This is a genomic window from Variovorax sp. LjRoot290 (assembly GCF_964253985.1).
Taxonomy (GTDB): Bacteria; Pseudomonadota; Gammaproteobacteria; order Burkholderiales; family Burkholderiaceae_C; genus Variovorax.
In genome coordinates, this window is record NZ_CAXURW020000002.1 from 1,364,803 (window position 1) to 1,377,854 (window position 13,052).

10 protein-coding genes and 1 pseudogene are annotated in these 13,052 nt (G+C 64.2%); 4 read left to right on the top strand and 7 right to left on the bottom strand.

The genetic code is table 11. The features are described 5' to 3' along the window. Window positions 1-9: 9 nt before the first annotated feature. The 4 genes and pseudogenes from ACSQ9A_RS35565 (at window position 10) to ACSQ9A_RS35580 (ending at window position 2,295) form a co-directional block, all read left to right on the top strand. Window positions 10-438, top strand: coding sequence for a hypothetical protein (locus ACSQ9A_RS35565; protein ID WP_436307435.1), 429 nt, complete (start codon window positions 10-12; stop codon window positions 436-438). 30 nt (window positions 439-468) lie between these two features. After that, a pseudogene (locus ACSQ9A_RS35570) lies at window positions 469-862 on the top strand (chromate resistance protein ChrB domain-containing protein). Window positions 863-914: 52 nt separating this feature from the next. Beyond that, window positions 915-1,658, top strand: a complete 744-nt coding sequence (locus tag ACSQ9A_RS35575; RefSeq protein ID WP_436307436.1) for a superoxide dismutase — start codon at window positions 915-917, stop codon at window positions 1,656-1,658. Window positions 1,659-1,665: 7 nt separating this feature from the next. Continuing rightward, window positions 1,666-2,295: a family 16 glycoside hydrolase gene (locus ACSQ9A_RS35580; RefSeq protein WP_436307437.1), complete on the top strand. Its 630-nt coding sequence runs from the start codon at window positions 1,666-1,668 to the stop codon at window positions 2,293-2,295. Between the two features lie 116 nt (window positions 2,296-2,411). Here ACSQ9A_RS35580 and ACSQ9A_RS35585 read toward each other — a convergent pair whose 3' ends face one another. The 7 genes from ACSQ9A_RS35585 to ACSQ9A_RS35615 all read right to left on the bottom strand — a co-directional run bounded on the left by ACSQ9A_RS35585 (window position 2,412) and on the right by ACSQ9A_RS35615 (window position 13,022). Continuing rightward, window positions 2,412-5,195 carry a family 16 glycoside hydrolase gene (locus ACSQ9A_RS35585; RefSeq protein ID WP_436307438.1) on the bottom strand — a complete coding sequence of 928 codons (2,784 nt, stop codon included), beginning with the start codon at window positions 5,193-5,195 and terminating at the stop codon, window positions 2,412-2,414. Between the two features lie 649 nt (window positions 5,196-5,844). Then, the gene (locus ACSQ9A_RS35590; RefSeq protein WP_436307439.1) at window positions 5,845-7,074 is read right to left on the bottom strand and encodes a porin; all 1,230 of its coding nucleotides are present in this window, start codon (window positions 7,072-7,074) and stop codon (window positions 5,845-5,847) included. A gap of 91 nt (window positions 7,075-7,165) precedes the next feature. After that, window positions 7,166-8,176: a YeiH family protein gene (locus tag ACSQ9A_RS35595; RefSeq protein ID WP_436307440.1), complete on the bottom strand. Its 1,011-nt coding sequence runs from the start codon at window positions 8,174-8,176 to the stop codon at window positions 7,166-7,168. Window positions 8,177-8,183: 7 nt separating this feature from the next. Next, the gene (locus ACSQ9A_RS35600; protein WP_436307441.1) at window positions 8,184-9,812 is read right to left on the bottom strand and encodes a 3-(methylthio)propionyl-CoA ligase; all 1,629 of its coding nucleotides are present in this window, start codon (window positions 9,810-9,812) and stop codon (window positions 8,184-8,186) included. Between the two features lie 122 nt (window positions 9,813-9,934). Then, entirely contained in the window at window positions 9,935-10,906 is a 972-nt protein-coding gene (locus ACSQ9A_RS35605; protein ID WP_093111857.1) for a quinone oxidoreductase family protein, read from the bottom strand. A gap of 66 nt (window positions 10,907-10,972) precedes the next feature. Beyond that, window positions 10,973-11,944: a Bug family tripartite tricarboxylate transporter substrate binding protein gene (locus ACSQ9A_RS35610; RefSeq protein ID WP_436296775.1), complete on the bottom strand. Its 972-nt coding sequence runs from the start codon at window positions 11,942-11,944 to the stop codon at window positions 10,973-10,975. A 19-nt stretch (window positions 11,945-11,963) separates the two neighbouring features. Then, window positions 11,964-13,022, bottom strand: a complete 1,059-nt coding sequence (locus ACSQ9A_RS35615) for a 3-keto-5-aminohexanoate cleavage protein (RefSeq protein WP_436296776.1) — start codon at window positions 13,020-13,022, stop codon at window positions 11,964-11,966. Between the last annotated feature and the right edge of the window lie 30 nt (window positions 13,023-13,052).

Here is a 13,052-nt window from a genome sequence, read left to right on the forward strand (position 1 = left end):
GCGGCAGCGATGCGCAAGAAGCTGACTCGCTTCTTCTCATTTCGGCGGGTAGGTCTGCTGCTGGCGGCGCTCGGCGCGACGATCCTGCCATGCCTGGCCGCTGAGCAGGCCGCGTTTGCACCGTTGAACGGCGCACAGATTCGCTCGGTCCTGCAAGGCAAGGTTGTGAGCGATGACCGGCACTGGGCGCATCACTACTTGCCAGATGGTCGGTTGGTACGGCTCCAGAACGGCCGTCAGAAAGGCGGCCAGTGGATGGTGCAACGCGATGAACTGTGCTTCGTACTGCCCGAGGTCAGCAGCACGGAACCCGTCTGTTTCCAAGTGGTTCGCCACGGCAGTGAATTGCAGTATCTCGACGGCAAACAGGTCGTGTACAAAGGGTTCGTCCGCAGCCGGGCGGCGGCCCGAATGTTCGAAGGCACGACCGAGCGCTGAACAGTTCCCGGTTCTTTCAGGAGATGTGCCATGAAATGGGTTACCCGCAAACGTCCGAAGATCGACCGCATCGCCTGCCCCTGGCTGATCGCACGGTTCATCGACAACGATCCCGAGTTCCTCTATGTGTCCGGCACCGAGGTACTGAAGACGGCGGCAGCCACCGGTGCAGTGCCTTACCTTCGACGCCTTCCTCAAGAAGTACGAACTCGACGATCCGGCGCTGAGGCGCCTGGCCAACATCGTGCGCGGTGCCGACACCTCGCGCCTGGACCTGAAGCCGGAATCGGCAGGGCTTTATGCGATTTCGCTGGGGTTGTCACAGACCTTCGCGAATGATCACGAGATGCTGCGGAACGGTCTCGTGATGTACGACGCGCTGTACGCCTGGTGCAAGTCGCGCCAGGCCCAGACAGGCACGTGACCGTTATTCAACCGAGCGCGGCACCGAGCATGCCGCTCGAATGGAGAACCACATGAACCACGAACCGAAGCACACACGCCGAGACTTCGTCACCACAGCCGCGGCAGGTGCGGGATCTCTCGCCCTTTCGACCACCGCATTTGCCGCCGACCCACCGAAGGAGACCACCATGAACAGCGCACCCGCCTTCCAGAGCAGCGACACCCTGAAGCCCTTGCCGTTCGATCCCGCCAAACTGAACAGTCTGTCCGAGCGGCTGATTCGCTCGCACTGGGAGAACAACTACGGTGGCTCCGTGAAAGCCTTGGCCGTGGTGAAGAAGCGCCTCGCGGACGCGCTGGCGGACAAGGATCTGCCGCCCTACGTCTACAACGACCTCAAGCGCGAGCATCTGCTGCGCACCGGGTCTGTGGTGTTGCATGAGGACTATTTCGACAACCTTGGTGGTAGCGGCCGCGCGGGCACCGGGGAGCGCCAGGCGATCGCGAAGGCCTTCGGCAGCTTCGACGTCTGGGAAACCGAGTTCCGTCGCATCGCGGCAGGTCTGGGCGGCGGTTCAGGCTGGCTGGTTTTGGGCTTCAACCAGCACACGAGGCAGCTCGAAAATTACTGGATGGCCGACCACGCGCATGGACCGGCGGCCACCGTACCGATCCTGGTAATGGACATGTATGAGCACGCGTACCAGATGGACTTTGGCGCTGCCGCGGCGAAGTACATCGACGCCTTCTTCCAGAACATCCAGTGGGAAAAGGTTGCCGCGCGGCTCGCAGCCAGTGGTGCGACCAAGGTGTGAGGCCGTCATGAAGCGCGGCATTGTGATCATGGCGACGACCCTTCTCGCGGCCGGTGCGCCGTTCGCGCAGACCATCGGCTTCGATACTGATGCGGCCGGCAGCCCGCCGACAGGTTGGACTTGCGGTGTCACGGGCCGCGGCAATCCTCGATGGATTGTGGAACCGGACGCCGGCGCACCGAGCCCGCCCAACGTGTTGCTGCAGTCCGGCTCGGGTACCTTTCCCTGGTGCGTTCGCACCAACACGGCCGTCGTCGATGGCTTCGTACAAGTGAAGTTCAAGCCGATCAAGGGCCGCGAGGACCAGGCCGGCGGTGTGGTCTGGCGCTGGAAGGACGGCAACAACTACTACGTGGCGCGCGCGAATGCGCTGGAGAACAACGTTTCGCTGTACTACACGCAAGGTGGTGCGCGAAAAACACTGAAGTACGTTGATGCCCCAGCGGCCGCCGGTGCCTGGCACACCTTGCGAGTGGAGTTCACCGGCAAACGCATCGTGGTGCTGCTCGATGGTAAGACTGTCATCGACCTCGAAGACACGCACCTCTCTGGCCCCGGCGCGCTCGGCGTCTGGACAAAGGCCGACAGCTTCACGGCATTTGACGACTTCACCTTCGGGTCACCGAGAAAGCCCTGAACTGCGCCAGCACCGGGGAGGGATCGCTCGCATTCTCAGGTCGCGCGGTTCGCGTGCGGGACGGTGATGCTCAGGGGTCGCTCTGCGACAAGACATGCGCCGCAGCCTCATGAGCACTACAGTTTGATTGCAATCCGGCGGAATGCGACCGGGGCGCTGTTGTACGACTGCAGGCCTATGTAGCCGACGGGCGTCGTGCCTTCCATCCCGATGCCTCGATCTGCATCGGTGTTAACGAAGATGCTCGTTTTGGTCACGTCCGGCGTCTCGAGGTCTCTGAGATGAACGGTGTAATTGTTACCGCGCACGTCAATTTCATATTCGTACCATCGGCCAGGCACGAGATTGGGTGCCGGTTTGTAGGTTTGCAGTGCCTGATCCAGGCCGCCCCCCGGAATCGCATCACCGGCAGGAATTTTGTAGATCGCACCTGTCCGATTTTTGCGGAGGCCGTTCGGCTCCGGCCTGATGCCATAGAAGTCCTTGCGCGAATCACCTTGCCCGGTGTCGTCGATTTGCACCTCAAAGCCGGAGTGCACGGCGCTCCAGGCTCGATTGTCCTGAAACAGCTGCTGGTCTCCTTCGTCGCGAATGCGTTGCCGAATCACGGCCGTTGGATCGGCCATCGGGTCACGGAAGCGCACGAAGACACCGGAGTTGTGCTGGGTAAGGCCAAAGATTCGAAACTGCACGCGGAGCGTGAAATCAGCAAATGCGCTGCGCGCATAGTAGAGAAGTCCGAAATCTCCGCTACCGAATGTGACGATCTCTCCATCGATCAGCGCGAACCCGTTGCTCTTGTCTGGACTTGTACGCGCCCAGTCGGTGTTGAACGACTTTGCGGTGCCATCAAAAAGCAGCTGCCAGTGTGCTTCAGGTGCGAAGGACAGTGGCCGCGGTAAAACACTGTCGGCGAGTAGTGTGACTGCGCGTCGACCAAGCGCCACGCCCGTCAGCATGGGATTGGGAGAGCCAGCCCTGGGGTTGAGTGCGGGGCCCACAACGTAGCAGTTGGTCGTGTCGTGGATGCGACCGAAATCATTTGTCACGCCCAAGCTAGGGTCATCATTCATCCAGAGCGTCCCTGCCTCGTGGTGAGTCGTGCCGAGCCCATCCCTGCGGGCATTGTGCGGGTGCAAGGCGGCTAAGGTCGCCGCCGTCGGCGGTGCGGCGGCGTCGAATGGCACGGGGATCGTCTTGCCCCCAGAGGTCATGATGATCTCGAAAGGCTCGCCATTCGCAAAGATCAACGCGACATGGTCTGTGAACGTGTCCATCGCCTCCCATAGGTCTCGATCGAATTGCGTTTCCGCACTTCCTCCCGACGGCAGCTTCGAGTCACCGATATCCACGAACGCCTTCGGCCGCCCGTTCTCCCAATCGGACAGGGTTTTCGCAAGGTCGATGTAGCTGTCGGGGTTGTGAGGGACCATCTCGCCGATGCCGCGCAATGTGATGACGACCGTCGAATCGTCAGCCTGCAGCATTGCGTTCAGCTGCTCGAGACTGGGCACCTTTTTGAACAGTTCCGCCTCGGAGTTGTTCCCGAACCTACCAAGGCCTGAGGCAGTGATCTGAAGATGAAAATAACGGTCCACACCTGCGATATATGCTTTGCCTTTCACAAATAGCGCCGAGACCTGTAGCGACCGTACTGCGTTCGGCGGAAGCGCGGCGAGGACCGAGGCGCGCGGCACCCGAATGTTCAGATTCGATCGCAGATGAACCATGAGGTTCTTACCCATACGCTGGGCAGCTCGTCCAGCAAGCGAGGATTGAAACGATGTCAGCGCGAGGCGGGTACTCTCAATCGTGCCTAGGGCGATGATGGCGACGCCTTGTCGGCCCTCGGCTGTGGGCGGTGCCAGTTGAACGATCCGCTCTGAGCCGGTATTGTCCCTGACGCGCACCCCCGTCGTCCGAACCCAGTTGTCGGCTTGCGTCTCAGTGATCAGTTCCAGAACCTGACATTGAGGAACGACCATCAAGCGCCTACGTGCATCGGCTTCGAGGCCGACGCCGCCCGACTCGGAAGAGGCGGAGCGGGCCGCCTGCACCAAAAGAGGAACCGCACTGAACTTGTTGACGGGAAACAGTCCGGGTTGCGCCACGGTTTCAACGGCAAGAGGGGCCTCTATCTTCAGCAGATCCCGAAGGTCCGCACCGGATCCGCCAGCGCCCGCCGGGAGCTTGAGAAGGTCCCGCAGCTCAGCAGCGGTTGGCTGCCGCCCTTCGCGCTCGAAGAAGACCCGGATTGCAGGGTGATCAGGAAGTGAAGAAACCGTGAGGGCGGAAAATGGCCCGCCGCCTCCTGCACCAGCGTTGAGCCCCGCTAACAACATTTGGCGGAGCGCCTGATGGAGGGGGCCGTAGACAAAGTCATTTGTCGCGTTCACCCCAATCTGGTTGCCAGCCTCGAAGAAGTATTGGCGTTGCAGGTCCGCAACGACCGACGGCGGCCAATCCGTCATTTCGTCGCCCGCAAGGCCGTGAAGAAGCTCAGGCGACCAACCACCCCAAGTCAGGGAACGGCCTCCCAATGCATAGAGCAGGCCTGCGTAGCCAAAGTCCTTTTTCTTTTCTTCCCGAACGACCCACGGCACGCGGTAGCTCGGCTCGCCGCCCATGAAGGGGAGGTTCTGTACATGTTCAGGTAGAACAAACGGGCCTTGCTCAAGCACAAGGATGCGTCGGCTACGCGTCGGATCGCGCATGAAAAGACCGTTGGCGACAACGGAGCCGAAGGAGCCGCCCCCAATCACGATCACGTCGAAGTCGCGCCGCTTGCCGGCAACGGTTTGACCCGTGCTGTCTATTGCCTCTTGCAAAGTATTGCAGAGATAGCGCCCCAGATTGTCCAAAGTGAAATCGGTCGTCTTGGACAACAGAAGTTCTGCCATGGCGGTTCTCCTTCGCGGCACGCATGGAGCGAGCAACGAGTGCAAACGGCGCCGATCCGGTATCGCAGCTCGCTTCGAGTGTTCCCACGCGCTGACTTCTAGCGTCTCAAGATGGCCGGTCGCATGGCCGACTCAGTATGGTCGCTTGGCAGGGGATTACTTCAACAAGAAGGAGTAGGCAAGGTGACATATGACCACCGCAACGCTGCACCGGCCGCACCAGTCCAACATCAATACGACGGGTCGGCGCACGGCAAGTATGTTGGCGCGATGTGATCGGGTCTCTAGGGTGGAAGCGGAGCTGCAGGTGAACGCGGCGCGACCATCTTTATTGTTGTCGACGAGCTTTATTCTTCCTCAACACTCACGCCCCGACCTTAGACCCAGAGATACCCCGGAGGCCACCATGACATACCATCCACCGAGATGCTGACCGACATCGCTTGACAAACAAGTCCTCATAGAGGCCGACCTTCAATGGGAGTCATTTACCGATCAGGATGGGCTAGATGCGGACGCGTGACCAGAACACAGCGTTCTGCTGTGGGGACAGGCGCTCAGAGCAAAGGACCACCGGCGTACATCATCGGGATGTATGCGAACACAAGAAGGCTGACGAGCACACCCGCGGTGGCCGCACGCGCGAAGGTCAGAAGGCGTGCCTGATGCCGAAGTCGTAGCCGATGGACCTGCGAGGCTCCATTCCATTGGTGCTGACGTAGGCAGGCTGAGGCAGGATAGCAGGGAGACTCAGCACCAGAGGGGTGACGCCCATCACGGTCGGGTTGTTGTGGCCGTTTCGGATGCCGATGCGCGCCACCGACGCATACAACGCCGTGCGCTTGGACAGGTTGTGCACGTAGCCCAGTGCCAGCTTGTTGACCGAGGCATCGCTGTCCGGCAGGCCGTTGCCGTTCCTGAATTTCACCCGCGCAAACGATGCGCGAATGATGCCTGGGCCCACCGGCACATTCACGCCGGCGACGAGGCCGTCGTAGCGGTCCGTCGATCGCGCGGGGAGGGCCGTGGTGCCATCGCGCACATCGCGCACGCGCGACCATTCGCCGAGGACCTTCACCACCCCGAAGTCGTAGGAGCCGCCGATGTTCAAGCTCTTGATCTTCTCGCCGCCGGGGGTTGTGCTGGCCAAGGTGCTTTCACCATAGCCCAGCGCCACGTCGGCCTTGCCGTCGGTCCAGCCCAGGCGTCCGCCCGCATAGCGCCCGCGCTCGGACGGACCACCGGGCACGGTGCTGACTTCCACGTTCTCGTGAAGCGCGTACTGCACCTGCCCATAGAGGCCTGCCAGTCCCGGAGGCAAGAAGTAGCTGACCGCATTGCTCGTGCGCAGATAGCTGTCGGTGCCGGCAGACAGTCCCCCGCCGAGCAGACCGCCGGTGGCCAGCGCCCGCGAAGCTGCCAGATTGCTGTTGACCACCGCGATCAGATTGGTGCCGACGCCGTTGACGCCGAAGGGATCGAACACGGCGTCGTTCCAGAAGGAGGCGGTGTAGTCGCGGCCCAGTCGAAGCTCGCCGAAGGGGCCGGACAGGCTGACGGTGGAGCGACGGCCGAAGTTCGAGATGGCGCTGGCACCCGAGTCGTTGGCCATTGGCGCCTCCAGCCAGAAGCTGGCCGCCAGCCCGCCGCCCAGATCCTCGGTACCTCGAAAACCGAACCTGCTGGAGTTGTAGCCCGAACTCGACAGCACCTTCTGGCTTTGCGTCACCTGCCGCGGCAGCGTCGGCCCCCAGGATCGACTCGTGGCGCGGTAGTAGCTGAAACCGGCATCGACAACGCCGAACATGGTGACGGACGATTGCGCGGCGGCAGCTCCCGCAACCGCGAGCGCGCAAAGCGCCAGTGCGAGTTTCTTCATGGATGGGTTCTCCTCACATCGATCAGTTGGATTGCACCGGACGTGTCCGTTGCGCTACGTTTGGCGGTCCCGACATGGCCAGCCACCCGCATCAGGGCATCCAGCGCAACAGGGCGATCGCCAGAACTGCCAGGAACACGGTTTCGCCCACCATCAGCACCACCGGCTTGAGGCCGACGGCGACCAGTTCGCGCAGTTGGGTCTTCATGCCGATGCCGGCCATCGCCGCCACCAGCAACCAGCCGGAGAGGTCGCTGCCCATGCGGGTGAGCGACCTCGGCAGCCAACCGGTGCTGTTGAGCGCCACCAGCACCGCGAAGCCGACGGCGAACCACGGCAGCAGCGGTGGCCGGGGGCCGTCGCCTGCCTTCCCGCCGCGGCGCGTGAACGCCACGGCGAGCAGGATCACCGGCAGCAGCGCCGCCACGCGCACCAGCTTGACCAGGGTGGCGGTATCGCCGACCTCCTGCGACATTCCGTAGCCGGCGCCCACCACCTGCGCCACGTCGTGGATGGTGGCGCCGAGGAACACGCCCGCGGTCTGCGTGTCCATGCCCAGCGCGCGCGCAAGCATGGGGTAGAGGATCATCGTGAAGGTGGAGAGCGCCGACACGCCGACCACGGTGAACAGCGTGGCGCGCTCCTTGAGCGGGTGCGGCGGCAGCGCCGCCGAGAGCGCCAGCGCGGCCGAGGCGCCGCAGATGGCGGTGGCGCCGCCGCTGAGCAGGCCGAACAGGATGTTGAAGCCCATCATCCGCGCCACGATCATCGACACGCAGATGGTCAACACCAGCGAGAACGCGACCACCAGCACCGGGGACCAGCCCAGCGCGATGACCTGCGCCGCCGTGATGCGCAGTCCCAGCAGCGCCACGCCCCAGCGCAACACCTGGCGCCCGGTGAACTCGATACCCGGCTTGCACGGCCCATCGCCGGAGAGGAAGTTCATCGCCATGCCCAGCATGAGCGCGAACAGCATCACCGGCGCACCGTAGTGCTGCGACAAGAAGGTGGCCGCGGCCGCGACCACGGCGCATGCGAGCACGCCGGGGAAGAGCTCGCGCCCGCGTGAATGCCAGCTGGCGAGGGAGAGGCTCGTCATGGGTGCCTCAGGCCTTGGCCAGCAATTGGTCGCCCCAGGCATCGCGCAGCAGGTTCTTCTGCACCTTGCCGGTCGCGCCCAGGGGGATGCTGTCGACGAACACCACGTCGTCCGGCGTCCACCACTTGGCGATCTTGCCCTCGTAGAAGCCGAGCAGTTCGTCGCGCGTGACTGCATGGCCCGATTTTTTCGCGACCACCAGCAGCGGCCGTTCGTCCCACTTGGCGTGGCGCGCGGCGATGCAGGCGGCCATGGCGACGGCGGGGTGCGCCATGGCGATGTTCTCCAGGTCGATGGAGCCGATCCACTCGCCCCCGGACTTGATCACGTCCTTGCTGCGATCGGTGATCTGCATGAAGCCGTCGGCATCGATGGTGGACACGTCACCGGTCGGAAACCAGCCGTCCACCAGCGGGTCGGTCCCCTCGCCGCGGAAATAGCCCGCAGCGATCCAGGGCCCCCGCACCATCAGTTCGCCCGCGGCCCGGCCGTCGTGCGGCAGCCGCTCGCCCTGGGCGCCGACGATCTTCATCTCCACGCCGAAAACCGCGCGGCCCTGCCTGGACTGGATGGCCAGGCGCTGTGGCGCGTCGAGTGCCTGATGTTGCGGCTTGAGCCTGCACACCGTGCCCAGGGGGCTGGTTTCCGTCATGCCCCAGGCGTGCACCACCTGCACGCCATGGCGTTCCTGGAAGGACTGCACCATGGCAGGCGGGCAGGCCGAGCCGCCAACAATGGTGCGGCGCATGGTGCTGAACTTCAGCCCGTTGGCTTCCACGTGCGCGAGCAGTCCCTGCCACACGGTAGGCACACCGGCAGACACAGTGACGCCTTCGGCCTCGAACAGCTCGTGCAGCGACTTGCCATCGAGCCGCGGGCCGGGAAACACCAGCTTGGCCCCCACCATGCAGGCGATGTACGGAATGCCCCAGGCGTTCACGTGGAACATGGGCACCACAGGCAGCACGGTATCGCTGCTGGCGTAGCTCAGCGCATCCGGCAGCGCCGCCGCATAGGCGTGCAGGAGCGTGGAGCGGTGGCTGTAGAGCACGCCCTTGGGCTTGCCGGTGGTGCCGGACGTGTAGCACAGCGACGAGGCGCTGCGCTCGTCGAACTCGGGCCAGTCGAACGCGGGCGAATGGGCCTCGAGCAGATCCTCGTAGCACAGCAGGTTCGGGACCGTCGTGGAGACGGGCATGTGCGCGCGGTCGGTCATCGCGACGAAGGTCCTGATGGTCGCCACGTGCGGCGCGATGGCTTCGACCAGGGGAAGGAAGGTGAGGTCGAAGAACAGGATCCGGTCTTCGGCGTGATCGGCGATCCACGCCACCTGATCGGCATGCAGGCGTGGATTGATCGTATGCAGCACGGCGCCCGTGCCCGATACGGCGTAGTAGAGTTCCATGTGGCGGTGGCCGTTCCAGGCCAGCGTGGCCACACGCTCGCCCTGCGCGATGCCATGCGCCGCCAGCGCGTTGGCCAGCCGGCGAGCGCGCCGGCCGAGATCACGGTAGGTCATGCGGTGCAGGTCGCCCTCGACGCGGCGCGACACGATCTCCTGGTCGCCGTGCTGGCTCTCTGCATGCGTGAGCAGGCTGGAGATCAGCAGCGGCCGATCCATCATCAAACCGTTCATGGGAAATGCTCTCAGGTTGTTGGAGGCGAAGCAGGCCCGGCGCGGCCCGGACAAGCAGTCGTCGGCGCCGGCGTCGCTCGGGAGGAAGGCATGCATCCGGATGGCCATCGCCATCCGGCGGTTCAGGGCACCAGGACGGTCGATCCGGTGGTCTTGCGCGACTCCAGCGCGCGATGGGCTTCGGCCGCATCCTCGAGCTGGAACACCTGCTTGGGCTCGCTGACGATGCGCCCGGCGAGCACGTGGTCGAACAGTTCGCGGGCCATGTCCAGCATATGGGCGCGCGGCTGGATGTAGTGCACCATCGCCGGCCGCGTGACCCAGAGCGAGCCCTTGGCGGCCAGCATCTGCGAGTCGATCACCACCGGGCCCGATGAAGTGCCGTTGCTGACCAGCGAGCCCCGGGGCTGCAGGCAGCCCAGCGACGCCTCGAGCGTGTCCTTGCCCACCGAGTCGTAGACGACCGGCACGCCCTTGCCGCCGGTGATCTCCCTGACGCGCTGGACGATGTTTTCGCGCGAGGTCACGATGGTGTGGGCGCAGCCGTTGGCCTTGGCGAGCTCGGCCTTCTCGTCGGTGCTGACCGTGCCGATCATGGTCACGCCCATGGCACGCGCCCATTGGCAGGCGATCAGGCCCACGCCGCCGGCTGCCGCGTGGTAGAGGATGGTCTCTCCGCCCTGGAGCGGGAACACCTGACGGAACAGGTACTGCGCCGTCATGCCCTTCATCATCAAGGTGGCGGCTGTGCGGTCCGATACGCCGTCGGGCAGCGGGATCAGCACCTCGGCCGGCATCACGCGCACCTGCGAGTACGCGCCCTGCGGGCCGATCAGATAGCCCACGCGGTCGCCGACCCGGATGTCCGTCACGCCCGGGCCCACGGCTTCGACCACGCCCACTGCATCGGAGCCCAGCCCGTTGGGCAGCGCAAGCGGATAGCGTCCGGTCCGGAAATAGACGTCGATGAAGTTCAGCGCGATGTAGCTGTGGCGCACTCGCGCCTGGCCGGGGCCGGGATCCCCGACCTCGACGTCTTCGAGCTTCAAAACATCGGGCGTGCCGGTCTCGTAAAAGCGGATGGCCTTGACCATTTCGTGTCTCCTGTTCTTCAGTTGGGGAGCCCGGCGTGCAACATCTGCCCGCGGCGGCCTCGGTGCTCAGTTGAGCTTGATGTCGAAGGTCTTGACGATGTCGGCGTTGCGGTCGTATTCCTCCCGCAGTTCGCTCTGCGCCTGCGCCAGCGAGCGCTCCGGCATCGGCTCGAAGCCGGCACCGATCAGGCGCTCGCGCACCGCTGCGTTCGCCGCGACCTTCTGCAGCGCCGCATGAATCTTCTCGGCCAACGGTGCCGGCATCTGGGACGAGGCGATCACGCCGGTCCAGTTGCTGAAGTTCAGCTGCGGGTAGCCGAGCTCCGCGAGCGTGGGCACGTTCGGAAACTCCGGCAAGCGGGTCTTGGTCGCGACCGCCAGCAGTCGCACCTTCCCGGCAGCGATCAGGCTCCTGGAGGTGACGGCCCCGTCGAACATCAACGGAACCTGGCCGCCCATCAACTGCGCCAGCGCGGGCGCCGACCCCGGGTAGGGCACATGCTGCATGTCCAGTCCCGCCGCCTTGTTCAGGATGGCTCCGGCGTACTGGGATGCCGTTCCCGCGCTGTAGGAGGCATAGGACACCTGGCCGGGATGCGCCTTCACGTAGGCAATGGCCTCCTTCGCGTCCCTGGCAGGGAACTGGGGCGAACAGATGAAGAGCATCGAGGAGAGCGCCATCAGCGAGAGGGGCTTGACATCCTTGAGCGGATCGAAGCCGCCCTTGAGCACGTGCGGCACCTCGGTGAGAACGTTGCTGGCCGTCACCATCAGTGCCTGGCCGTCAGCCGGCTGGGAGAGCAGGTACTTCACTGCGATGGCGCCGCCGGCGCCGGGCTTGTTCTCGACCACCACCGGCTGGCCGATGTCGCGCGAGAGCTGATCGCTCACGATGCGCGCCATCACGTCGATGGTGCCTCCTGGCGGCGCGGGCACGATCATCTTGATCGGCTTGTCGGCAAAAGCGAGCGCCGAAGCCGGCACCACCCCCGCGACGGCGACCGCGGCACACAAGGCGAGGCGGAAGAAGTGCTTCATGGTTTTTCCCGTGCCGCGCTCAGGCGGCCTTGCGCAGGAAGCCCTGCTGGCCACCATTGCGATTGGGTGCGAAACCGTTGGCCAGCAGCGTCTCTTCCGCCGTGTCGTAGAACACGCCGATCTTGCAGATCTCGCGCGCCTCCTGCGCGGTCGCGATGGGGCGGCCGAATTCACCGGCAATGCGCACCAGCTGCTCGATCTGCGCCACAGTGCCGATCTTTGCGCTGCGCGACTGGTTCCAGAGGTTGTCTTCGGTGCCGCAGCGCACATGCAGGCCCATGGCGATGCCCATCATGTTGATCGGCAACACGTTGAGCACCGAGCTCTCCACCGTCAACATCGCACCATCGGGCACGGCGCGCACGAAGTTGGCGAGGTTGTAGATATTCGGCGCGTCCATGCCGCCGCTGATGGCCACCCAGTTCATCACCAGCGGGCCTTTGTAGACGCCGCGGCGCATCAGCCGCTCGACCGACTCGAAGCTGTTGATGTTGTAGCACTGGAATGCACTCTGGATGCCCGCAGCCGACAGGCGACGGATGTGCTCCTCGGCCCAGCCGGGCTGGGCCGGCACGGTCATCTCCTTGTAGGCATTGAAGACGGCCGGATCTTCCATCGAAGTGCCCTGGATGTCCCGGGCGTCGAACTGCTCCAGGATGTTCATCTGCGAGGTGTTGATCGTCACCGTCACCTGGTCGGGCTTGGGGTCCAGCTCCGCCAGCATGTGGCGCGTGTCATCGCTCAGCCACTTGGCGGCGGCGCCATCGGTCTCGGGCGCAAAGCTGATGGAGCCGCCCACTTGAACGATCATCTCCGGCACACGGGCGCGCACGCCGGCGATCAACTCGTTGAACTTGGAAAGTCGCTTGGAACCCTTGCCGTCCAATTCGCGCACATGCAGGTGCAGCACGGTGGCGCCGGCCTCGTAGCAGTCCACCGCCTTCTGGATCTGCTCTTCCATCGTCACGGCGATCTCGCCGGGAAAATCGGAGGGCACCCACGAAGGGGCGTAGGGGGCCGCCGTGATGACCAGCGGCTGCTGGTTCTCGGGAAACAGGTGTCCGTCGAGGAAGTTCATTGAATGCTCCGGGGAATGTCGTGGGGATGG

Coding starts and splice junctions, on each gene's coding strand:
- ACSQ9A_RS35565 (WP_436307435.1), top strand. CDS start 10: ATGCGCAAGAAGCTGACTCGCTTCTTCTCATTTCGGCGGGTAGGTCTG.
- ACSQ9A_RS35575 (WP_436307436.1), top strand. CDS start 915: ATGAACCACGAACCGAAGCACACACGCCGAGACTTCGTCACCACAGCC.
- ACSQ9A_RS35580 (WP_436307437.1), top strand. CDS start 1,666: ATGAAGCGCGGCATTGTGATCATGGCGACGACCCTTCTCGCGGCCGGT.
- ACSQ9A_RS35585 (WP_436307438.1), bottom strand. CDS start 5,195: ATGGCAGAACTTCTGTTGTCCAAGACGACCGATTTCACTTTGGACAAT.
- ACSQ9A_RS35590 (WP_436307439.1), bottom strand. CDS start 7,074: ATGAAGAAACTCGCACTGGCGCTTTGCGCGCTCGCGGTTGCGGGAGCT.
- ACSQ9A_RS35595 (WP_436307440.1), bottom strand. CDS start 8,176: ATGACGAGCCTCTCCCTCGCCAGCTGGCATTCACGCGGGCGCGAGCTC.
- ACSQ9A_RS35600 (WP_436307441.1), bottom strand. CDS start 9,812: ATGAACGGTTTGATGATGGATCGGCCGCTGCTGATCTCCAGCCTGCTC.
- ACSQ9A_RS35605 (WP_093111857.1), bottom strand. CDS start 10,906: ATGGTCAAGGCCATCCGCTTTTACGAGACCGGCACGCCCGATGTTTTG.
- ACSQ9A_RS35610 (WP_436296775.1), bottom strand. CDS start 11,944: ATGAAGCACTTCTTCCGCCTCGCCTTGTGTGCCGCGGTCGCCGTCGCG.
- ACSQ9A_RS35615 (WP_436296776.1), bottom strand. CDS start 13,022: ATGAACTTCCTCGACGGACACCTGTTTCCCGAGAACCAGCAGCCGCTG.